The organism is Nocardia aurantiaca, from assembly GCF_009708175.1.
In the GTDB taxonomy this organism is placed as follows: Bacteria; Actinomycetota; Actinomycetes; order Mycobacteriales; family Mycobacteriaceae; genus Nocardia; species Nocardia aurantiaca.
This window is the reverse complement of sequence record NZ_WMBB01000003.1, coordinates 310,962-333,977: the sequence shown is the minus strand read 5'-3', so window position 1 is coordinate 333,977 and position 23,016 is coordinate 310,962. Positions and strand designations below refer to the sequence as shown.

Sequence of the window (23,016 nt, the reverse complement as noted above, 5' to 3'; positions counted from 1 at the left end):
TGCGCGGACGAGCCTGCTGCGCTTCGGCATCGACGCCGAGATGGCCGCGGCCATCATGGGCGTGCGCGCGACAGCGCCCGCAGTCCTTCGCCTCGGTGGTGCACCGGACCGTCGCGGAGGCCACGGGCCGGTTACCGCGAATCTTTCAATAATGGTCTTTCGATTATCGTGCGAAATTTACTGCCGCATAATAAGAATTGCTGCCCTCGAATAGCGAAAGGTGCTGCGTCGCCATTGACGCAGCACCTTTCGGTTTCTTCCGGTGCGGGAAGGAGATTCGGGTTACTTGTCCCAGGATTCGATGAGGGCGGCGTTGGACTGGAGGACCTGGTTGTACTGGTCCTGCACGCCGAACTGCTCGGCGAGGCCGCCGGCGACGCTCTTGGCCTGGTCGATCAGGGCCCGGCGGTCGGTCGGGGCGATGGGGGCGGGAGCGGGGGCCTCGGGCTCCGGGGCGGCCTGGGGCTCGGGCTCGGAGGCGCCCGCGCGCAGGTACTGGCCGCACACCGGCCAGGCGCCGACACCCTGGGTGGCCAGCACGTTCTCGGCGACGCGGATCTGCTCGGCCTTGCTGGCGTTGCTGGCCAGGCCATTGCCGCCGTTGGCGGCCCAGGTGCTCTGCGAGAACTGCAGGCCGCCGTAGTAGCCGTTGCCGGTATTGATGCCCCAGTTGCCGCCGCTCTCGCACTGGGCGACGCCGTCCCAGTCATGGGTGGGGGCGGCGGAGGCGGTTGCGGTGAAGCCGAACGGGACGGCAACAAGTGCGCCGGTGACGGCGGCGAAGCCGAGGGCGCGAGTGTTGATCTTCCGGTTCTGTTTCATGGTGTTTTCCCTCCCTGTGCCAACCGGCCCGGCGCAAGTAGCTCCGCCGTGTCCCTGTCCCCAGGAGTCGGGGTGCCCGACCGCGGGACAGGGTTTCCGGAATGCAGCGGTTCGGGTCGGAGCCCATCTCAGGTTTGATCCGGGCCGGAACTGACGATAACGAGGAAATCTCGGTAGATCACGTCTTGATAACTCTAGAATTGCATGAAGCGAATGACTGAAAAAACGGCGTTGATGCAGGTTGGCTATGCTGTAAATGCCAAACCCGAGCGGTCTGTTATCCCGTCGTGATGTGATCCAACTCACCGGGATTTTGTGACCTCAGTCACGTTTTATGGCGATTTCTGCGGCCGAACGCGCGCGCGAGTTTCTCAAATGGAAGATTTTCACCCTGATTGCTCCGGTTGGCGGGCAACCGTCCGGTCTGGTTCGCGGTGCCAGGCCCGTCGAACCTGCCGTCTCCATCCTCCGAATAGCCCTCTGGCCTGGCGATTTGGTGCACCTCATCGCCCGTGTGTAATGTTGTGTTCACCGACGCGGGGTGGAGCAGCTCGGTAGCTCGCTGGGCTCATAACCCAGAGGTCGCAGGTTCAAATCCTGTCCCCGCTACTACAGCGAACGGCCCGGAACCACACTGGTTCCGGGCCGTTGTCGTTCAGTCGGCGCCGAGCAGTAACCGCACCCGCGCCGAGAGCGCGACGGACAGTTCCTCGCGGCCGTAGAGGCCGCGGCTGCTGAGTGCGTCGAGCCTGAGCCCGTCGACCGTGGCGAGCGGCATCGTGGATCGAGTCGACGGGTCGGGGATAGTTCGCTTCGGTCAACTGGGCCGTCAGTTCCCGCCGTATCTCGGTCGGGGTGCGGCGCCGGATGTCGGCGAGGGTCTCGTGGGTCGCGGCGCGGGTGGCGAAGGGCAGCATCACCCGGGCCTCGCGTTCGCGTTCGATCGTTCCGGTTTACTTAGCAAGAACACAGGCGATTCGGGAGCGGCGCTCGGGCTTCGGCCGTTGAATGGGTAGTGCTGATTGGCAGCACGCCGTGAGGCCGAGTCCCAGGAGGTCGGGTCGTGCACACCGAAGCCATCGAGGTCGGAGATGTCGACGCCGACGCGCAGGTGCGGCTCGGCCTGGTGGCCGGGGCGGGGGCGAGCAGGCTGGGTCGGCGGACCATCAATGCCGACGCGTTCGCCACGTTCACCGATGCGCGCCTCGGGCGGAGCGCGTTCGTGGCGGCCGACGGGGTCGGTGATCATCTGGCGGCGGCCCGGGCGGCCCGACTGGTGGCGCGGGTCGCGGCACGGGTGGCGGTGAGCGAGGGTGCGCACACTGGAATCCTGGCGGCGCAGCGGGAATTGCTGCGGGGGCTACCCGAATCGAGCGCGGACAGCGTACTGGTGGTCGCGGTGCTGCCGAGCTCCGGACAATGGGATGGTCCCTGTGACATCGCGTGGGTGGGCGACTGCCGGGCCTACCGCTGGAACGGCCGCGTGCTGCACCGCATGACCACCGATCACACCGTGGCCGAGTACTTCAGGGCGCGCGGGCGCGATCCTCTGCCGGGCATGCGCCATCTGGTCACCACCTCGGTGCGGACCGCGCGGCCCGACGATATCGGGCGCACGGCCACCGGTTCCAGCGCGGGTCGATTGCTGTTGTGCACCGATGGGGTGGGTAAGAAGCTCGGCATGCCGATCATCAAATCGATTCTGGCCCATGGAGCTTCGGCGGGCCACGTCGCGGAGATGCTGGTCGGCGCGGCGCTCGGCCGCGGCGGCACTGACAACACCACGGCGCTGGTGGTGGACGCGACCCGTTGATCCGGGACGGTGTTTCCCGAATCCACCCAAGCTGGACGTGTGACCAGGTAGCTTGGGGTCCGAGATTGGCAGCATGCAGTATCGGGGATTCGCCGTGGCAGACAGATCGACATCCATTCGCGGTCGCATCGGCGGCCTGCTCCGGAAACCACCGGCAGGCAAGCCCGCGCGGGTCCTGCTCGTGCTGCTGCTGGTGGTGCCGACACTGGTCTCGGCCGTCTACATGTGGATCATGTGGGATCCGGAGTTGTACCTGAAGCAGATCCCGGTCGCCGTCGCCAGCGACGACGTCGGCGCGATCTCCGACGGCAAGGCCCAGAACATGGGCAGCGAGATCCTCGACACTCTCATCTCGAGCGGCGAGCTGCAATTCCATCGGGTCAGCAGTGCCGAGGCGGTACGTGGGCTGCGGGAGAGCCGGTATGCCTTCTCGGTCGTGATTCCCGCCGACTTCACCCGGAATGTACTGAGCGTGACCGATCCGGCGCCGCAGCACGCGCGAATCGCGGTCTGGTACAACGACTTCAACGGCACCATCGGGCCGGCGGTGGCCAATAGCGTTGTCACGGAAGCGCAGAATCAGATCGCGGCCACGATCGGACGAGGCTATGCCGGTCAGATCCTCGTCGGCGTCAACAGTCTCGGCTCCGGTCTCGGCGACGCCGCCAAGGGCGCGACCCAACTCGCCCAGGGCACCACACAACTCGCCGGCGGCGCCGGCCAGCTGTCCAACGGGCTCGACCAGGCCGTCACCGGCGCGGCGCAGCTCGCCGCGGGCACGGGTGAACTCCACACCGGTGCCGTCCAGCTCGCCGACGGCGCGAACCAATTGGTCACCGGCACCGACCAACTCGGCTCCGGCGCGACCCAGATCCGCGATGGCGTCGACCAGGTCGTCTCCCCGCTGCTGGCTGCCCTCGAACCCGCCGGGCGGTTCGCGGCCCAGCTCGATCCGCTGCTCGACCAACTGGGCAAGAATTCCGACCCCGCGGTGGTCGACGCGGTCACCCAGCTGAAGAACGTCATCGGTCAGGTGCGCCCCGGCGATCCCGACTCGCTGGTCGGGCAACTGACCCAATTGCGGGACGGCATCGAGGAATTGGCCCGCCAGCTCACCGACCCCAAGGCCGACTATCGCGCCGGGGTGCTCGCCCTCGCCGACGGCGCCGCCCAACTGCGTGACGGCGCAACCCAGCTCGGCAGCGGCGCGAACGAACTCTCCACCGGCCTGAACCAGCTGGCAGACGGGGGCCGCGAACTCCGCGCGGGTGTCACCCAACTCGGCGACGGCGCAACCCAACTCGACTCCGGCCTCCGCGACGGCGTGGCCGCCGCGCCCCACATCGCCGACCCCCATGCCTCGGCCGACGTCATCGCCCAGCCCGTCACCATGGACATCCGCAACCAGGAACCCAGCCAACTGGTTCGCGGCGGCGACCGCAGCCACAAGGACATCGCCCGCGGCGCGGGCCCCGCCCTCGTCGTCATGGGCGCCTTCCTCGCGGCCATCATTCTCTGGATGCTGTTGCGCCCCTTGCGCGGTGCCGCCACCGGCCGCTCACCCTGGCATCGCGCCGCCACCCCCATCCTCCGTGGCACCGCGGTCGGCGGCGCCGGCGTCATCGCCCTGTCCGCCTTGGCCGCCGGCTATGGCAGCCGACTCGGCTGGTCCCCGCAGCAGTGGCCGGTCATGGCGGTCGTCATCGCCCTGGTCGGTCTGGTGGCCGCCGTGACAACCCAACTGTTCGTGGTCCTCTTCGGGCGCGTGGCCGGTTCCATCGCGGCCTTCTCCTTCTATATGTTCCAAATCTTCGCCTTCGGCGGCGTCTTCCCGGCGGGCACGACACCAATGCTGTTCCGTCCCTTCAAGGACATCGCCCCCATGACCTACGCCCGCCGAGCCGTCATCCGCACCGACATAGCCCTCTACGACCGCATGTTCTGGACCTCGATCGCCGCCCTCACCCTCATGCTCGTGACCGCACTCGGGATCATGGTCGCTGCCCGATACCTACGGGCCACCGACAAGCCCCGATTCCCGTCCCCCGAACCCGCCCTCGACACCCCTCCGGCCCCCTCCGCGCCCTGAAAACCCCTTCTGACCAGTCGATTAGGTTCCCTGGCCCACCCGTGTGTAATGTTGTATTCACCGACGCGGGGTGGAGCAGCTCGGTAGCTCGCTGGGCTCATAACCCAGAGGTCGCAGGTTCAAATCCTGTCCCCGCTACTAAGCGGAAGGGCCCCGGAACCACTGGTTCCGGGGCCTTTTCGTATTGATTTCTGCCGGGATCGATATTGGCCGGCACCGATTACACGCCGACGCGTTGTGTGCCGAATCGCCGCTGGCCTCGCCGACGCTTCCCAGCTCACCGATGTAGGACAGGTCGTAGCGGGCCGGAATCTCGTTGCCTCACTTCATGACTGTGCGGATGAGACGGTGCTGGTGGTGTTCATTGGTCTCCGGGGTCGGCGGTCACGCGCTGGAAGATCACCGAAGGCGAGGACACGATCAAACGGACCGAGATCGCCCTGCTGGCCGGTCGAGTCGAGGCGGTGTAGTAGTGCCGGCCCCTCGTGGCGGGGTATTCGGAGTGTCCTCCTACACCTGGTGACCGGTTGGCGAGCGGACCGTAGACCAGAGGCATGTGCCCGGTGATCCGGCCGATGTCGGCGGTGCACCAATGCGTCCGCGTTCGGGCGGTGGTCGCACACGATGTGGTGCGGTGTGATGCATGATGGAATTCGCCGAGAATGTGACGAGGAAGACATCGCGAGATGGCAGACCGCAGCACCCTCTCGCAGCAACGAGCTGCATTGGAACAAGAATGGGCCCGCTGGATTCCGGGCCCGGCACCTGAGCCGCCGTCCACGGTCGGCTCCCTGGTGCGTGGCGAGGTGGCGCGATCGTGGATGCGTTCGCTGCCCAATGTCGATCCGGGAAGAGACTGCGCGCCCATCGAACCGGGTGATATCGCACCGCGCTGGGCCGAGTCGCCGCTGCGCGGGCCGGTGACCCAGCTGGCCGACCAGTTGCACGGGATAACGCACGATGCCGGCTACGTCGCCGCGGTGACCGATGAGGCGGGCACGATCCTGTGGTCCGACGGCGGCGCGGTCATGCGCCGCCGCGCCGAGCAGGTCAACTTCGCACCCGGTGGCCGGTGGGACGAGATCCATATGGGGACCAATGCGCTGTCGCTGGCCTTGCATACCGGTGAGCCGAGTCAGGTCTTCTCGGCCGAGCATCTGGTCGCCGCCCTGCACGGATGGGTCTGCTACTGCGCTCCCATCCGGGCGGCCGACGGTCGCCAGCTCGGTGTTCTCGATCTGTCGACGACCTGGGATCGTGCGCATCCGCTGGCGATGTCCATGGCACGGACGCTGGTCAGCGCCATCGAGACGCGGTTGTGGATGGGCGGTGAGGTGAGGCCCGAAGCCGGAATCCGGCTGACCAGTCTGGGGAGTGCGCGCGTGACCCGCGACGGCCGGCCGGTGCGGTTGCGCCCCCGGCAGATCGAGATCCTCACGCTCCTCGCGCTCGAGCCGGAGGGATTCACCCACGAACGGTTGCACTACGCCATCTATGGCGACCGTCCGGTCACCTCGAGCACCTTGAAGGCGGATGTCTCGCATCTGCGGCGGGCGACCGGCGGCGAGATCGCCAACCGCGTCTATCGACTGACAGTCCCGTTGGCATGCGACGCGGTCGACTTGGCCGCCGCGCTGGATGCCGGCGACACGGCCGAGGCCGTGCGCCTGTATCGCGGGCCGTTGCTACCCGATTCGGAGACGCCCGGAATCGTCGAGTGGCGAGAGTATTTCCAGGTCGGGGTGCGAACGGCGGTGCTGGCCGACGCCGATCCCGAGCATGCGCTGCGCTACGGCGAGCGGACGCCGGACGATGTCGCCGTGCATGAGCATGCCCTGCGGTTGCTGCGCCCGGACGATACGCGGCGGGCGGTCGCCGTGGCGCGCCTGCACGCCGCGTCGCGGGTCTGACCGGCCGGATCGCGCGACCAAGCCTGCTGTCGACCCACGCTGAGGGCGAGTGGTGCGCATCACGGCCCGCCGGGAGTTCTCACAAGGCGAAGGCGGGCGATGACGGCAGTCCGCGGCGCCGTGCATGGATCTGAAATGGGTATGTGTCTGAAAAGCCTGCGAAACCGCCGGTGAATGGCGAGAATCAGCCATGACTGTGCTACGGACCGAGCAGCCGTCGCATTGGCCCGAAAACCCATCGGCACCAGAGGAATTGGATAATGAGCAGGCTGGCGACATCGTGCGTGGCGATCTTGGTCGCCGCGACCGTCACGGTCGGGACCGCGGTTGTCGGCGATGCGCGGGCGGAGACGTCCGGCGCGCAGCCCTGCACCCCGTACACGGCGATTCTCGCGCCTGGGACCTGGGAGACGCATTCCGACGCGGATCCGACCGTGCCGGTCGGCATGCTCAGGCCGGTCGGCGATGGCCTGCAACGGCAGTTCGGCAACGACATCACCGTGCTGTATGCGCCGTATGCCGCGAGTGCTTTCGACCAGGGCCTGAGCTATGCGCAATCCCTGAGCACCCTCGAATCCCGATTGCACCGAATGGCGAGCAGCCTGTGCGGCTCGACGCGGGTCATACTCGCCGGGTACAGCCAGGGCGCGGACGGCATCGGCGATCTCGCGACCGAGATCGGCAATGGCGAAGGCCCGATCAGTGCCGATCGGGTGGTCGGCGTCGGGCTGCTCGCCGATCCGCATCGCGATCCGAATACCACACTCTCGCTGGGCAACCCGCAACCCGGTCATGGTATCGCCGGAACGCGGAGTCAGGATTTCGGTGCGCTGACCGACAGGGTGCGCACCCTGTGCGCCGACGGCGATCTGTACTGCTCGCTCAATGCCGCCGCCTCCCCGTTCCTCGCGGCGCTCGGCCGGGTACTCAGCGGCGATCCCGCACCGATCGCATCACTGATCCCGGCCGGCACCGACCCCGGCACGCTCATCGCGCAGGCCGTGACAGTAGGAGCGGGCTGGGCGGCGACCGCGGCGAACCTTCCCACCATTCTCGCCGGCCTCACCGACCTCCCGGCTTCGATCCAGGCGGGTGATATTCACGGCGCGCATCAGATCGCGAGCGACCTCAACGTCGCCTTGGCTCCGATAGTCCAGGCGGCCGCGGGCGTGAATCTGCCTCTCATCGGCTCGGTCATCCGTGCGGCGGCCACCGTCGACCCCTCGGGCTGGACCGCCGCCGAAAGCGTCATCGCCGATGTCCTGACCCAGATCGACATCCTGCGAATCGCCGGGGATGTCGGCCAAATGCAGGAAACCCTCTGGCGCGCAGTCGAATCCCTCGCCCGTAACGACCCGCTCGCCGCCGCCGCCGAAATGGCGACCCTCACCACGCCCGGACTCGACCTGGCCGACGCCGTCGTCGGCCCCTTCACCGCCGCCGTTCGCGGTGACCTCCGGGTAGCCGCGCAAACCCTGCTCAGCATCGGCGGCCCCGACTGCGTCAACGATCTGCTGCAACTGAGCCGTCAGGGCCTGGACATGGCCACCTTCTACGCTTCGAACGCCCACGTCGACTACGGCGACGACGCACAGATACTTCTGAGCTTCCTGGGCTCCCAAGCCATCTCATAGGACGACCGACCGCCTCATACGGTCCCGAACCTCGCCGAACAGCGATGCGGCGTAGAAGGACTCCCGCTGTTCGACTGAATCCTGGCCGCTCGCTGGAGTTCCTTCATGATCCGGGCCCGAGAGCGCAGGCGGGCGTGGGTCTTGCAATTCGAGCCGACCATTCTGGCGCGAAATGTCCCCTATCGGGCGCGTTCGATCCCCCCTCGGCTGCGTGAAGGCGATTAGATTTGCCCGGTCCGGGCCCGACGAGGGGTGGGTCCGCACATTCGTCACCGGGCCACGGAAGTGGAGGCTCGATGCCCGGCCGGGCGATGCGGGACATGATGGAGGAACGCCCGGCCGGGCACGCGGCGCGGACGGCCATCCCACTGGCATGAAAGTCTCCTCGCCCGGCGGCGACCGCGTCGGCCCGCCGTGGACGCAATAACCCGCCACTCCAACCGATTTCGCGACCATCATTCGGGAGGACCGGCGGTGCCGCCGATCACCGCTCCCGGGCCCGCTGACCCGGCCGGGTCAAGCGAGGGCGCTGCCGTGCTGCCAGTCGGGCCAGGATATGGTCCAGTCGCCGCCCTGCCAGATGTCGAGGGGGTTGCCGCCGGTGTTGCGGACTTCGACGATGTCGCCGGGTTCGGCGAAGTCGAAGTACCAGGCGGCGTCCGCGGGGCTGAGGTTGAGGCAGCCGTGGGAGACGTTCGTATTACCCTGGGCCCAGACGGTGGCGGCGAGTTCGTGCAGGTAGATGCCATCGTGGCTGATGCGGACGGCGTTGTTGATGGATTCGCGGTAGCCGAGGCCGGAGTTGACGGGTAGGCCGTAGCTGGAGGAGTCCATGCTGACGACGCTCTTCTTGTCGAGCACGGTGTAGACCCCCGGATGCGTCCAGAAGGAGAGGAGCCGGCCGCCCACCACGGCGGTGCCGCCCCTGCCCATGGAGGTGGGCATGGTGCGGACCAGGTTGCCGTTCTCGAAGACCTGGATGTGTTTGGTGTTGTCGTCGGCGATGGCGACGTGGGACGGGCCGATCACCACGGAGACGCGCTGGTCGTCCCGGCCGTACAGGCCCTCGCCGAGGCGGACGCCGAACAGGTTCGCCGCCACTGTGATTCGGGTGCCGGGGGTGTGATAGTTCTCCGGACGCCAGTGCGCGTTGCGGTCGTCGAGCCAATACCATGCGCCGGGCACCGCGGGCTCGGTGGCGACCTGGAGGGCGCGTTCCGCGGCGGCCCGATCGACGGCCTCGTCGAAGTGCGCGACCAGCACCAAGCCGACGCCGTAGGTTTCGCCGTCCTGGAGGTCGAGGAGATTGTTCGAGCGGAAGGCGACACCGGTCAGCGCGTCGGGCCGCACAGTGGTGAAAACGGCGGTGGCGTTGACCTCCCCGGTCTCGCCGTTCGCCACTGCCGACGCCGTGTAGGTATGGCCGTAGCCGAGTGGTTCGGAACTGATCCAGGTCCGGAGATCCGGAGAGAGCGCGCCCGGTAGCGGCCGACCGGTCTCGTCGATCCAGGCGACCGAGGTCAAGGTCCCGTCGAGGACATCGACCCGGCCGGGTCGGCGCGGACTCAACTCACGTCCGGCGGTCACCGGCGGAAAGACGAGGCGCGCGGGCCGCGAGCCGTATGGCAGCAGCCCATTGCCCCGATTCGGCACGCTGCTCGCGACGAAAAGTCCGCCCAGCCCCATGATCCCAGCCAACACCTGACGACGCCGCAACCCCATCGCCCGCTCCCTTCGGCCTGAGCCCGAACCCGGCTCGGTCGTGTCAGCATCGCCCCACCCGGCGACAAGATCACGGCGCCGGACGGAACCTCGACCGATCCGTCGCGGAACCGACACCTCGCGGCAATCCAGCCGGACCGCGGCGGGGCCGCGCTACACAGGAGCCCAGCCCACGAGGGCGCGGGTAGGAATCTCCGGCCTTCAGGCCGCGGCGGACATCAATTCAATGTCGCGTGCATGAGGTAGACGTTGTAGCTGTTCCAGGCCGACATGGTGAAGTACAGGTCCTTACCCGCGGACCACGGGTGAATGAATCCGCCGTAGGCGGTCGGGTAGTCCTGGGTGTTGAGCAGCGGCACCGGATCGGTCCATGCGCCCTGGGGTTCGGCGGCGGTGCGAAGGACGATCTGCTGGCGGACCGTGTCCAGGTACACCATCTGCCACTGGCTCGACTCGGGGTCGTAGTGCACGGACAGTTCGCTGGCGGTGCCGGAAACCAGTGGCGTGGCGAGCAATTCGTTGGCGCCGTCGGCCGGGATCCAGGCGCCGTTCACCCAGTACTGGTACGCGGACTTGTTGAGCACCTGATCGGCGGGGACGCGGGCCAGCCCGATGACGCCGAGGCGGCCGTTGGGGGTGCCGAACATGTAGACGTAGTCCCCGTGCGGAACCATGGTCGCGACCTGGAAGCGCCCGAGCCCGAACAGGTTGTCCCAGCGGGCCCACTGGGATTTGGTCCAGGTGCGCCCGTTGTCGTCGGACCAGGCGATGCCGCCGAGATTGGTCCACCACATACCGGGGATCTTGCTCCAGCGGTTGACCGACATGTAGGTCAGATACTGCCGGTCACCGACCGCGAATCCCGAGGTGGGAATGGTCGTGGTCTCGAAGTTCTTGATCTTGCGGCTGTCGAGGATCTCGGCGGCGTGGCAGCGGCTGTTCTGCACGAAGTCGTCGAGGACCAGGCCCTGGGACAGATCGCGATTGCTGCTGTAGGCGATGACGTTGCTGCGCCAGTCCTGCTTGTCGGTGCCGGCCCCGGTGGGTTTCCACCCCTTGCCGAAGGTGTCGCCGAACACGACCGCGACCTGACCGGGCTTGGTCTCCCACATGAGTCCCAGATCGGTGCCGTCGACCGACCAGCGGGTGTCGGTGCGGTTGACGGACCCGTGGCCGGTGACCTGATTGACCAGCTCGACGGAGTCCACCCGCACCGGGGCCACGGGCGCGGAAACCGGTGCGGGCGTGGCGGGTTGCACGGCCGGGGTGGGGGAGGCCTGCGGCTCCGGCGATTCGCCGCCGGGCACCACGATCGGGATGGGCTCGGGTTCGGTGGCGATCTCGAGCCGCGGGAGCGACGCGCTGCCGCCGCCGGGCTGGTCGGCCGGGCTCGGAGTGGTGTCATCGCGGATGTCCGGGCACGGGCTGGCGCACGGATCGGCGGGCAGCGTCACGGAATCGACACGCGTGTCGTCGGGTTTGGGACCGGGCACCTGGACCGTCACGATCTGCGGCACCGGAACCGGGATCCGAATGGTCACATTGCCCTGCGGTTCGGTGTCATGGGGGTTCGACTGGCGATCCAGCGGATCGAATCCCGTTTCTCCGCAGCTGTTCATGGGCGCCGGGGCCCACGGGTGCGGCGTGGCGCCGGCGGGCGTCGCGGGCAACAGCATCGCGCCCAGCGTGACCACCCCCGAGAGCGCCAGTGCCGCAGGAAGTTCGGTACGGCTCGACTGGCGCCAGGATCCAATTCCCATATGGTCTGCGGCTCCTCGTCCCAAGATCGGCTCACTCACCTTAGTCCGGTCAGTGGGACGGCGCGCGCAATGGTGAATCGGTCGCCGTCGAGCGGGCGGGGTGGGCGTGTCCCGTTGATCGCGGTCGCCGTCGGCGGTGTGAGACGGAGGCGGCAGACTGAACGGTAATGAAACTGCCTGATCTTCCCGACCTTCCCGTGCGTGCGGCCCTCGACGAGGTCACGGAGACCCTCGTCGAGCGTGGGACCGCCGTGCTGGTCGCCCCGCCGGGTACCGGCAAGACGACCCTGGTGCCCTTGGCCCTGGCCGCGAGCGCGACGGGGCGCGTGGTGGTGGCGGAGCCGCGTCGGCTGGCGGCGCGGGCGGCGGCCGCGCGGATGGCCGCATTGCTGGGAGAGCGGGTCGGGGAGACGGTCGGGTATGCAGTGCGCGGGGATCGCAAGGTGGGGCCCGCGACCCGGATCGAAGTGGTGACCTCCGGGCTGCTGGTGCGGCGCTTGCAGAACGATCCCGAACTCGGCGGCGTCGATGTGGTGGTGCTCGACGAATGCCATGAGCGGCACCTCGACGCGGATCTGCTGCTCGCGCTGCTGCTGGATGCCCGGGCCGGGCTGCGGCCGGATCTGCGGGTGCTGGCCACCTCGGCGACCGTTGCGGCGGAACGGCTTTCGGTACTGCTCGGCGGTGAGGGACAGGCCGCGGCACCGGTGCTGGAGGTGCGCGGGCGCGCGTATCCGGTCGAGTTGGAGTATGTGCCGGCGGCGGCCCGGGAGCGGACCGAACAGCAGGTCGCCCGAGTGACGCGCATGGCGCTGGCGGGCAGCGTGGGGGATGTACTGGTCTTCCTGCCGGGCGCGGGCGAGATTCGGCGGACCGCCGAACAGTTGTCGGGGCTGCCCGATGTGGATGTGATGCCGTTGCACGGCAGGCTCGCCGCCGCGGCACAGGACGCGGCACTGCGGCCGGGGCCGCGGCGGCGGATCGTGCTGTCGACGGCGGTGGCCGAATCGAGTCTGACCGTGCCGGGGGTGCGGGCCGTGGTGGATTCGGGATTGGCGCGGGTGCCGCGGATCGATCACCGACGCGGGCTGTCGGGGCTTGCGACCGTGCGGGTTTCGGCGGCGGTGGCCGAGCAGCGGGCGGGGCGCGCCGGTCGTGAGGGTCCGGGATGGGCGTGGCGGTGCTGGCCGGAATACGAGCACGCGACGCTGCCCGCCTATCCGGAGCCGGAGATCCGCACGGCCGATCTGACCCGGCTGGCCCTGGAATTGGCGTGCTGGGGGACCGGGGACGGGCAGGGGCTGGCGTGGTGGGACGCGCCGCCGGCGGGCGGTCTGGCGGCGGGGCGGGCGGTGCTGCGGGCGCTGGACGCGGTGGATGACGATGGGGCGGTGACGGATCGGGGGCGACGCATGGCGGCGGTGGGCCTGCACCCGCGGCTGGCGCGGGCCCTGCTCGACGGGGCGAGCGCGGTCGGCGCGCGGTCGGCCGCGGAGGTGGTCGCGATGCTCGATGACGACTCGCTGGCCTCGGGCATCGATGTGGCGGCGGCCATGCGCGGCCTGCGTCGTGAGCGGCCCGGCGGCTGGCAGCGCGAGGCGCGGCGGCTGGCCGAACTCGTCGACGGCGAGGGCGTCGACGATCCGGCGCTCATCGCGGCACTGGCTTATCCGGAGCGGCTGGCCCGCCGCCGGGGGCCGGGCTCGGCCAGCTATCTGATGGCGGGCGGCACCGCGGTGAGCCTGCCGCCCGGCAGCGGGCTGGGGGATGCGGAATGGCTGGCCATCGCCGTGGCCGGACGCGATCCCGGCCAGTCGGAGGGCCGGATCAGATTGGCCGCCAAGGCCGATGAACGGCTGGCCCGTCACGCCGCCGCGAATCTCGTGGACACCGCGGACGAGGTCGACTGGGTCGACGGCGATCTGGTGGCTCGCCGTGTACAGCGCCTCGGCGCGATCGTGTTGTCGCAGAAGCCGCTCGAAGACCCCGACCCGAACCTGGTTTCCGCCGCTCTGCTGCGTGGCCTGCGGGCCACCGGGCTGGACCTGTTGCGCTGGGACGAGGATGCCCGCAACCTGCGGCAGCGCCTGACCTTCCTGCACCGCACCCTCGGCGCGCCCTGGCCCGCCGTCGACGATGACACCCTCTTGGCCGCGGCCGAAACCTGGCTCGCCCCCGAGCTTTCCAGCGCCCGCCGCCGTGCCGACCTGGAACGCGTCGACGCCGGTCAGGCCCTGCGCCGCCTGCTCCCATGGCCGGAGGCCGCGCGACTGGAGGAGCTCGCCCCCGAACGCCTGGAAGTCCCGTCCGGCAGCCGGATTCGCCTCGACTACTCCGTTGACCCGCCTGTCCTGGCCGTCAAGGTGCAGGAGGTCTTCGGCTGGACCGAGCCACCGCGACTCGCGGGTGGCCGTACGTCGATTCTGCTGCACCTGCTTTCCCCGGCCCAGCGCCCGGTCGCCGTCACCGCCGACCTGTCGTCCTTCTGGCGCACCGGCTGGTCCCAGGTCCGCGCGGACCTGCGCGGCCGCTACCCCAAGCACGCCTGGCCCGAGGACCCCACCACGGTCACCGCGCACCGCGGCACGGCCCGCAATGCCGACCGCCCCTCATCACCGCCCAGGTGAACAGCCCGCGGGCCGCGCGTGATGCGGCCGGGTGGTGGGTGGCGTGGCCGCGTGGTGCGTGATGCGGCCGGGATCGTGTCGACGCGGCTGAGGCATGTGTGAGGCGGCTGGTCGTGTGTGACGTGGCTGGGCTGCCGTGCACAGTGCCATGCACGCGGAAGCTCCTGTGCGGGACCGATTTCCGGCGCCACGGAATAGCGTGTGACCCGAGAATGCTGGCTACCGGTGCGTCCGGTGTTCGGACGAGTGGTTCGACCCGCCCGGTGAGAGGGTGGAGAGGGAGTGTGACGGCATGCGTGCGATTCGATTCGACGAATTCGGCGGGCCGGAGGTCCTGAAGTCGGTGGAGCTGGAGGTGCCGCAGCCGCGGTCCGGGCAGGTATCCATCGATGTGGCCTACGTCGGCGTGAATTTCGCTGATTTGCAGGCGCGAGCCGTGGGTTACCGGGTGCCGGGGCTGCCGTTCGTGCCGGGCCTGGAGCTGTCCGGCCGGGTGCGGGCCGTCGGTGAGGGTGTGGAGGGTCTGAGCGTGGGGCAACCGGTGGCCGCCATTACCGAAGGCGGCGCCTACGCCGATGTCGCGGTGGTCTCGGCCTCGACCGTGTTCCCGGTGCCGGAGGGCGTCGATCTGCGCACCGCCGCGACCCTTCCCACGGTGCTGCCGACCGCCTACGCGCTGGTACACACCGTCGGCCGCCTGCAACCGGGGGAGACCGTCCTGGTGCAGGCCGCGGCGGGCGGCGTCGGCACGGTGGTCGCGCAGATCGCCAAACTGGCGGGCGCGGGCGCGGTGTACGGTGTGGTGTCCAGCCCGGCCAAGGCCGAGTACGCCCGCGAATATGGTTATGACGAAGCGTTTCTGAACGAATCCTTCGCCGCCGATGTCGCCGCCGCCACCGGCGGGCGCGGCGTGGACCTCGCGCTCGAGTCCATCGGCGGTGAAACCCTGCGCCGCACAATGGATTCCCTGGCTCGCTTCGGCCGCCTGGTCTCCTTCGGCAATGCGGGCGGCGAGGGCCCGTGGCAGATCGGCTCGGCCGACCTCTATCCGCAGGGCCGTTCGGTGGCCGGGTTCTCCATTCTGGGGCTGAGCGTCGCCGCCCCGGATGTCCTGCACGAGATCGCCTCGCAAGCATTCGAACTGGCCACCTCCGGCAAGGTGCAGCTCCCCATCACCGCCGAGTTCCCGCTCGCCGAGGCCGCGGAGGCGCACCGGCTGATGGAGGGCCGCGCCTCGACCGGCAAGTTGGTGATCGCCGTCAATCCCTGAGCGGCTGCGGCGAAGCGCCTACCACCGATACGCGGCGGTCCGGAGGCCGCCGTGCGCGGCCGGGTGAAATCATCGGCCGGCCAGGCCACGTAGCCGGCCGACCGGATCGACAGCACCCGGCCGAAGCAGTGGCAGCGGTCGCCGAGACGCGGTGCGGCGATCCGTTCAGCTTGCTGTGCGGGCCGTCGGATCCGCGGCGTCGCGGGAAGATTCCGTCATACGGCCGAGTGCGGGATATCCGGTGTGCCGAACCAGCGCCGCAAGGCGGTGCGGAGTGCGTCCTGGTCGGCCGGGGTGAAATCGTCGGCCGCCCAGGCCACATACCCGTCCGGGCGAATCAGCAGGGCCGCTGCGGGAGGTTCGGCGGCGGTAGCGGCAACGGGCGTGACGCGGTCGGTCCAGCCCGCGACGGCGGCCGCCGGATCGACGGCGCCGCCGAAAGCCAGCAGGACGGGGCGCGCGTCACGCAGAAGTTCGGCGATTCGGGTCGGGCCATCGTCTGTTTCGAGTGCGCAGTCGGGGAAGAAGTGGCCCGACAGCCGATGGCCGTCGCCGACGTCGTAGCGGACATCCGAGCCCGCCAGCAGCCCGGCGACATGGGTGGCTGCCGCTGGAAGCCGGAGCAGCTCACCGAAAAGCTCTCGGAGAGCGGTGATTTCCGGACCGGGGGAGACCAGCGCCGCCTGTGAGAGCGAGTACATCACCACGCGCTCGGCCACCGGGCGGCGTTCGGACTCGTAGGTGTCGAGCAGGCCCTCGGGAGCCCAGCCCCGAAGTTCGGCCGCGAGTTTCCAGCCGAGATTGACGGTGTCCTGCAGGCCGAGGTTGAGCCCGGGTCCGCCCATCGCCGAATGGACGTGCGCGGCATCGCCGAGCAGGAAGACATTGCCCTGCCGGTAGTGCTGGGCCACCCGGGTGTTCTGGCCGATCGTGCGGCGCAGGGTGTGCGGACCCGGGCCGGACGGCGGCGTGATGGGCAGCGGCACGCCCAGGACGCGCGCGACGCTGTCGTGCAGTTCATCGAAGGCCAGGGGCTCGTCCTCGGAACATTGTTCGCCGCCCTGGAATTCGATGGTTCCGACGATCGGCCGGCCCGGATCGAGTTCGGCGAAGATGAAGATGCCGCGTTCGAGCCGGTGATGCCCGAGTCCGAATCGGCCCACCCCGGGCACGTCGATGCCGCCGTCGCCGGCGCGGAACTCCTCCGGCAGGGTGGCGTGGCCGACCCGGCTGACGTGTCCGGCGCTGGTGATCCCCGGGAACTCGATGGCGGTTCGTTTGCGCACCGTGCTCTTACCGCCGTCCGCCCCGACCAGGAAGCGGGCGGTGAGCCGGTAGGGTCCGTCGGGGGCGGACACCGAGACCGAGATGTGGTCACCGGCGGGCTCGAAGTCGGTCAGCTCGTGTCCCCAGCGCAGGTCCACGCCGAGATCGACGGCGTGCTCGGTGAGAATCGTCACCATCTCCGGTTGCGGCTTGAAGACGAGGTGGACCGGATTCGGTTGTACCGCCGCGAGATCCAATGGCATCCCGCCGAAGATGTACCGCGGTGTGGGAGCGGGTGCGGCCGAACTTCCGCTGAACGCGCTGTACAGCCCCCGCATATCCAGCACCCGGACCACCTGTCCGGCCAGGCCGTTGGCCTTCGGTTCGGCGCTGGGCGCGGGCAGCCGGTCCAGCACGATCGGGCGGAGTCCGGCGAGTGCGAGTTCGCAGGCGAGCATCAGGCCATTGGGTACGGCTCCGGCGATGACGATGTCGACGGTTTTTTCGGGCATGGCAAATAGACCTCTTGTCGTTGAGGGTGTTCGAAGATCCGACGAAAGCGGGCTGCTAGGCCGGTGGTTGGGGCAGGCCCGCGGCGAAGGCGGTCAGGGCCTGCCGGAGCAGATGGGTGACGGGCACCGGAGGGGCGGTGCGCACATAGACCTCGAAGGCGGCCTGTTGCGCGGCGGCGACAGCCCCGGCCACCAGCCGTGGGTACAGGTCGAGTTCCGGGTCGGCGCCGCTGCGTTCGGCGATGGCGGCGACGAGACTGTCCTCGATGCCTTTGGACAGCAGGGCCCGAGTCTCCGGGGCGGCCAACAGTTTCCGGACTTCGGAGAGCTCCGTGGGGGAGGGCGCGTACCCGGGCGACTCGGCCAGTTCGTCCTCGAGCGGCTGGAGCAGGGCCGCTGTCAGCGACTCCCACAGTGGCTCGTTCGCCGGGCGGGAGCGCAGGATCTCGACGGCGCTGCGGATACGGGCGAGGTGCCGGTAGGCGAGGGCGTCGTACTTTCCGGAGAAGTAATTGTTGAAGGTGCGCACGGACACTCCCGCGCGTGCGGCGATATCCTCGCGCACCACGTTCTCCAGGCCGCGTTCGAACATGAGCTGAAGGGCCGCGTCGCTCAACGCTTTCCGAGTGTCGAGCTTCTTGCGTTCGCGGAGACCGAGGGGCTGTTCGTCCGGCATGAGTTCCAGTATGCCCAAAAGATTCCCGGTGGGCAATGTTTCCCACTGGGAAAGTTTTCGACTGCTCGTGGCTCGGCTGTTCCGACACCCAGCGGGCCGCATCGGCAGCGCCGTGTGGCTCGAAAGTCCTTCCCGTGGATGGCAGCCCATTGGGCGGGTTCGACCGGTCCGAGCATCATGGCCTGGGTCGGGCATGGATCCGGGTGGGCGTCTCGGTGCTGTCGGTGTCGCCCCTCGTCTCGGTATTCGTTTCGGCGGCGGGGTTGTCGGTGGCCACGGGCCCGGTGTCGGGCACGGGCATGGGTTTACCGGGATGACGCGCCGGGGTGGCCGAAACGTACAAATCTGGACAGTCGGTTCCCGACTGACGAAGAGGGCCGAGAGCCATTCGGGGATAAGGTTTTTGCCGCGATAGTGTGCAGGTATGCGGGTTGGCGGCCAAGATATGCGAGTGCGCACGAAATTCTCCAGCGAACTGATCGCGCTGACCGATGAGCTCGCGCATATGGCGAGACTGACGCGTGAGGCCTCCGAGCGGGCCACGGCGGCGCTTCTCGGCAGCGACCTGACGGCGGCCTACGAGGTGTTCGCGCTCGAGGAACAGGTGGAGATCGAGCACGCCAAATGTGAGGATCGGTCGGTCATTCTGCTGGCTCTGGAGGCGCCTGTCGCCCGTGACCTGCGCCAGGTGGTGACGGCCATGCAGATCGCCGACGACCTGCTCGCGGTCAGTCGAGCGCTGAGTCGGGTGGCCGACGTGGTGGTGCGTCGCTTCCCCAATTCCGTGGCCCCGCAGCATGTCCTCGACCTGATCTCGGAAATGTCGGACGCGGTCACGGATCTCACCGACCTGGCGGGGAAAGTCATTGCGGCGCCGAACCCGCCGCGCGACCGCGCGCTGGTACCGCGCGATGAGAACCTGGAGCGCCTGCGCGGTCGGCTGGTGGAGTTGGCGGCCGACGACGGATGGCAACACGGGTCCGCCATGGCCATCGACATCGCGCTGCTGGCCCATCACTTCGAGCGCGGAGCGGACCACTGCGTGCGCATCGGGCGGCTCATTCGCTTCTTCCACACCGGCATTCCGCTCTACGCGCAAACGGAGTCGTAACCACCACCTCCTGTGAGGGGCCCCGATCGGCGGGAGTAAGCTGCCCGAATTGCTTCATGGCGAGGTCTTTTCGAGTAGCACCGCACGCACGGACAGCCGAAATCCGACAAGGGCCCCAAACATGACCAACATCTCCACCCAGGCATCGGTGTCCACCCAGTCGCGGGTGGCGGCGCCGGTCCGGGTCGCCCCGGCACCGGCCGAAACAACGGCACCGACCGAGACGACACTGTCGCACCGCCAGATCATGACCATCCTGTCCGGCTTGCTGCTGGGTGTCTTCCTGGCGGCGCTGGACCAGAACATCGTGAGCGTGGCGATCGTCCGCATCGCCAACAGCCTGCATGGCTTCGACAAACAGGCCTGGGCCACCACGGCCTATCTCATCACCGCCACCATCTCGACGCCGCTCTACGGCAAGCTCGCCGACATCTACGGTCGAAAACCCTGCTATCTCATCGCCATCGGCGTGTTCGTGATCGGCTCGGTGGCCTGCACCTTCACCACCTCCATGTACCAGCTCGCGGGATTTCGCGCGGTGCAGGGCTTCGGCGCGGGCGGGCTCATGTCGCTGGCTTTCACCATCATCGGCGATATCGTGCCGCCCCGTGAAAGGGTCAGATACCAGGGCTATTTCATGATGGTCTTCGGCATCGCCACGATGCTGGGGCCGGTGCTTGGCGGGTTCTTCTCCAATGCCGACCACATTCTGGGACTCTCCGGCTGGCGCTGGGTGTTCCTGGTGAACGTGCCCATCGGCGTGCTGGCCCTGCTGGTGGTCGGCAAGGTGCTGGACGTGCCGTTCGACCGGCATCGCCACCGCACCGACTGGCTCGGCGCGATAACCCTTGCGGCGGGCACGGTTCCACTGCTCATCGTGGCCCAGCAGGGCCGGGACTGGGGCTGGCGCTCGGACCGCGCGCTGCTCTGCTACGGGATCGCGGCAGCCGGGCTGGTTCTGTTCCTGATCGTCGAATCCCTCATGCGGGATGCCGCGCTGATTCCCTTGCGGCTGTTCCGCAATCGCACCTTCAGCATCGCCATCCTGGGCGGCTTCATCGTCGGTGTGGCCATGTTCGGCGCAATCGTGCTGGTGCCGCTGTACTTCCAGGTAGTGCGCGGGTATTCGCCCACGCGCTCGGGGCTTTTCATGCTACCGCTGGTGATGGGCATCATGCTCGGCGCGCAATTGTCCGGGCTCATCACCAAGTTCACCGGTCGATACAAGGTGCTACCGATCCTCGGGTCACTGGTGATCGGCGCCGGATCGGTGCTGTTCGCGCTGGTGCACTACGACAGCCCGCTGTGGCAGCCGCTGCTGTACTGCGGCGTCATCGGTTTCGGCCTGGGCGGCTGCATGCAGACGCTCATCATCGCGGCCCAGAACGCGGGCCCGCGCGCCGATATGGGAGTGTCCACCGCCTCGGCCACCTTCTTCCGGCAGATGGGCGGCACGCTGGGTGTCGCGGTCTTCCTGACCATTCTGTTCAACCTGCTGCCGCACAAGATCCTGGCGGCCTTCGGCGGTCAGCTCCCCCCGGGGTTCGACGTCGGGGAGCTGGGCCGGATTCAGAGCAATACCAGCGGCATCGCGGCACTGCCGGAGCAGGTGCGCACGCCCATCCTGACCGGGTTCACCCATGCCATGGGCGGTGTGTTCTTCGTGGCGGCCGCGGTGGCCGTGGCAGCGGCGTTCGTACTGATGTTCATGAAAGAGGTCCCGCTGCAGGATGTTCCGGTGCGAGCGGCCGAGGAGATCGCCGAACCGCTACCCGAGTTCGAGCCGGAGCCGGAATTCCACTTCGTCGAGCCGTCGGGCCTGTCGGTGTCGGGCTGTGTCCACCGTGAGGACGGGCAGTCGGTGCCCGACGCGGTGCTCACTCTCATCGACCAACATGGACGCCAGGTCTCGCGGGCGATCGGCGAATCGGACGGGGCGTATGTCATCGGGGTGCCGCGGGCGGGCGAATACGTGCTGATCGTCTCGGCCTTCGGGTATCAGCCCGCCGCGGTGACCATTTCGGTCGGCAGCCGCCCGCACCGCCTGGATGTGGCCCTGCTCGGATCGGGCGAGGTGTCGGGCGTGGTGCGGTCGGCGGGACAGGGTGCGCCGCTGGGCGATGCCACCATCACCCTCACCGACGCGTTCGGCGATGTCGTCGGCTCGACCGTCACCACGGCCGAGGGCGACTTCACCTGCCGGGGCGTGCTGGCGGGCACCTACACGCTGGTCGCGGTGGCCGAGCACATGCGACCCTCCGCGGTCACCCTCACCGTGCCGGATAGCGGAATGCTGCGCCACGACATCGAATTGGCGCCGCGCGCGGTGCTGGCGGGGTCGGCGTGCAACGAGCATGGGACCGGCATCGCCGACGCGCAGATCACGGTGCTGGACGAGGCGGGGGATTTGATCGCGGTGACCCGCACCGACGACAGCGGCCACTATGTGGTGCCGGATCTCGCCGAGGGCCGCTACACCGTCATGGCCCGGGGCTATCCGGCGGTCTTCAGTCGCGTCACTGTCGCCGACGGCGAGGTCGCCCACGATGTGCTGCTCGGTTACGAGCGAGTGCAGTCGCGGGGGCGGGAGCGGGTGGAATCGGTGGACCGGGTCTGAACGGGGTGCGGCGGGAAACCTGGCGAATCGGAATCGATTCACTTCGCTGAGCGGGACGTGGTGTCAGCTGTTAGGTTTCGCACCGAAAGTGGTCCAGCATCCGGTGTTGGGCTGATCCAGGGGAAGAACGGACATGAAGACCTCGCGTGCCCTGCTGACCGTCGCCGCCCTCGTCGCTGTCCTCCCCGCCGGAGCAGCCCAGGCCGAACCACCGTCTCCCGGCACTGGTGCCCCGGCCGTCGACGAGTATGTGGCCCTGGGTGATTCCTGGGCCGCCGACGCCACGCTGAGTCAGCTCACCACCGCCTTCACGCCCGTGCCCTGCGTGCAGAGCGTCCACAACTACGCCAAGCAGGTGGCCGCGGCGCTGGCCGTGCCGGTGTTCCGTGACGCCACCTGCGGCGGCGCGGTCACCGCCGACATGACCAGGCCGCAGCACACCCCGCTCGGCGACAACGCGCCCCAATTCGACCGGCTGACCGAGTCCACCGATCTGGTGACACTCGAAATCGGCGGCAATGACGCGGATCTCGCCGCGATCGTCACCGACTGCATCACCTTCGACCCCGCCGTCAGCCCCTGCCTGAACGATATGGTGGTGGGCGGCGTCGACCGGATGTCGCAGAATATCGCCGGGACCGAACCGCGGGTGGCAGCCACCATCGCCGGCATCCGCGGACGCGCGCCGCACGCCCGCATCCTGCTACTCGACTACTTCGAGGGCATCGGCCTCGACGGCGGCTGCTGGCCCGAGATCCCCATCTCCGACCCGGACGCGGTCTGGCTGGGGCAGAAGCTGATCGAACTGCACGACATGCTCGGCCGCGTCGCCGCCGACACCGGGGTCGAGTTCGTGGACACCTACGACGGCAGCGACGGGCACGACGCCTGCAAGCCCGTGGGCACGCGCTGGGTGGAGGGTCTGCTGCCCTACTCCGGCAACCCGATCGGGCTCGCGGTGCCGTTCCATCCGAACCAGCTCGGCGCGGACTATCAGGCGCGCAGGGTGCTGGAGACGCTCGGCCGCATGGCCTGAGCGGTCCGGCCGCACGGCCGTCGCGCACGTCCACCACGCGGGAGCGGGCACCGGGCAGTCGAGGGCGCATGCTCACCACAACCGTCACCCGTTCGATCGTAGGCATGTGATCGCGAGCACGCGAAAGGCGAGCGTGCGGCTGGTTTCCGGG

The 23,016-nt window shown here is 68.7% G+C and carries 15 protein-coding genes and 2 tRNA genes; 11 read left to right on the top strand and 6 right to left on the bottom strand.

What is annotated here, in order from left to right:
- Nucleotides 1-282: 282 nt before the first annotated feature.
- Nucleotides 283-822, bottom strand: coding sequence for a transglycosylase family protein (locus GLP40_RS07715; protein WP_154787137.1), 540 nt, complete (start codon nt 820-822; stop codon nt 283-285).
- A gap of 535 nt (nt 823-1,357) precedes the next feature.
- Between GLP40_RS07715 and GLP40_RS07710 the strand changes: the two genes are divergently transcribed.
- Nucleotides 1,358-1,431: transfer RNA gene (locus tag GLP40_RS07710), tRNA-Met, on the top strand.
- A gap of 46 nt (nt 1,432-1,477) precedes the next feature.
- Here the strand turns inward: GLP40_RS07710 and GLP40_RS34375 are convergent.
- Complete coding sequence (locus tag GLP40_RS34375) at nt 1,478-1,600, bottom strand: hypothetical protein (RefSeq protein WP_268867077.1); 123 nt, start codon at nt 1,598-1,600, stop codon at nt 1,478-1,480.
- A gap of 285 nt (nt 1,601-1,885) precedes the next feature.
- Between GLP40_RS34375 and GLP40_RS07705 the strand changes: the two genes are divergently transcribed.
- From GLP40_RS07705 to GLP40_RS07685, 5 genes are all read left to right on the top strand, one after another.
- On the top strand, nt 1,886-2,635 hold the full coding sequence (locus tag GLP40_RS07705) for a PP2C family protein-serine/threonine phosphatase (protein WP_328289832.1): 750 nt from the start codon (nt 1,886-1,888) through the stop codon (nt 2,633-2,635).
- Between the two features lie 94 nt (nt 2,636-2,729).
- Entirely contained in the window at nt 2,730-4,724 is a 1,995-nt protein-coding gene (locus GLP40_RS07700) for a YhgE/Pip family protein (RefSeq protein WP_196054569.1), read from the top strand.
- Nucleotides 4,725-4,788: 64 nt separating this feature from the next.
- Nucleotides 4,789-4,862: transfer RNA gene (locus GLP40_RS07695), tRNA-Met, on the top strand.
- Between the two features lie 548 nt (nt 4,863-5,410).
- Nucleotides 5,411-6,634, top strand: a complete 1,224-nt coding sequence (locus tag GLP40_RS07690) for a GAF domain-containing protein (RefSeq protein WP_154787135.1) — start codon at nt 5,411-5,413, stop codon at nt 6,632-6,634.
- A gap of 260 nt (nt 6,635-6,894) precedes the next feature.
- Nucleotides 6,895-8,268, top strand: a complete 1,374-nt coding sequence (locus GLP40_RS07685; RefSeq protein WP_154787134.1) for a cutinase family protein — start codon at nt 6,895-6,897, stop codon at nt 8,266-8,268.
- A gap of 516 nt (nt 8,269-8,784) precedes the next feature.
- On the opposite strand, the gene GLP40_RS07680 is transcribed toward GLP40_RS07685, so the two are convergent.
- On the bottom strand, nt 8,785-9,990 hold the full coding sequence (locus GLP40_RS07680; RefSeq protein ID WP_154787133.1) for a L,D-transpeptidase: 1,206 nt from the start codon (nt 9,988-9,990) through the stop codon (nt 8,785-8,787).
- Between the two features lie 218 nt (nt 9,991-10,208).
- The gene (locus GLP40_RS07675; RefSeq protein ID WP_230329326.1) at nt 10,209-11,750 is read right to left on the bottom strand and encodes a DUF4185 domain-containing protein; all 1,542 of its coding nucleotides are present in this window, start codon (nt 11,748-11,750) and stop codon (nt 10,209-10,211) included.
- Nucleotides 11,751-11,917: 167 nt separating this feature from the next.
- Between GLP40_RS07675 and hrpB the strand changes: the two genes are divergently transcribed.
- Both hrpB and GLP40_RS07665 read left to right on the top strand, forming a co-directional pair.
- The gene (gene hrpB / locus GLP40_RS07670) at nt 11,918-14,377 is read left to right on the top strand and encodes an ATP-dependent helicase HrpB (RefSeq protein WP_196054568.1); all 2,460 of its coding nucleotides are present in this window, start codon (nt 11,918-11,920) and stop codon (nt 14,375-14,377) included.
- 292 nt (nt 14,378-14,669) lie between these two features.
- Nucleotides 14,670-15,647, top strand: coding sequence for a quinone oxidoreductase family protein (locus tag GLP40_RS07665; protein WP_154787132.1), 978 nt, complete (start codon nt 14,670-14,672; stop codon nt 15,645-15,647).
- A gap of 215 nt (nt 15,648-15,862) precedes the next feature.
- On the opposite strand, the gene GLP40_RS07660 is transcribed toward GLP40_RS07665, so the two are convergent.
- Complete coding sequence (locus GLP40_RS07660) at nt 15,863-17,425, bottom strand: FAD-dependent monooxygenase (protein WP_154787131.1); 1,563 nt, start codon at nt 17,423-17,425, stop codon at nt 15,863-15,865.
- Between the two features lie 55 nt (nt 17,426-17,480).
- Nucleotides 17,481-18,101 (bottom strand): TetR/AcrR family transcriptional regulator, encoded by a 621-nt coding sequence (locus GLP40_RS07655; RefSeq protein WP_154787130.1) that lies wholly within the window; start codon nt 18,099-18,101, stop codon nt 17,481-17,483.
- A gap of 451 nt (nt 18,102-18,552) precedes the next feature.
- On the opposite strand from GLP40_RS07655, the gene GLP40_RS07650 reads away from it, so the two are divergent.
- The 3 genes from GLP40_RS07650 (at nt 18,553) to GLP40_RS07640 (ending at nt 22,865) form a co-directional block, all read left to right on the top strand.
- Entirely contained in the window at nt 18,553-19,212 is a 660-nt protein-coding gene (locus GLP40_RS07650; RefSeq protein WP_196054567.1) for a phosphate signaling complex PhoU family protein, read from the top strand.
- 121 nt (nt 19,213-19,333) lie between these two features.
- Entirely contained in the window at nt 19,334-21,829 is a 2,496-nt protein-coding gene (locus GLP40_RS07645) for an MFS transporter (RefSeq protein ID WP_154787128.1), read from the top strand.
- Between the two features lie 133 nt (nt 21,830-21,962).
- Nucleotides 21,963-22,865, top strand: a complete 903-nt coding sequence (locus tag GLP40_RS07640) for an SGNH/GDSL hydrolase family protein (RefSeq protein WP_154787127.1) — start codon at nt 21,963-21,965, stop codon at nt 22,863-22,865.
- Nucleotides 22,866-23,016: the final 151 nt, after the last annotated feature.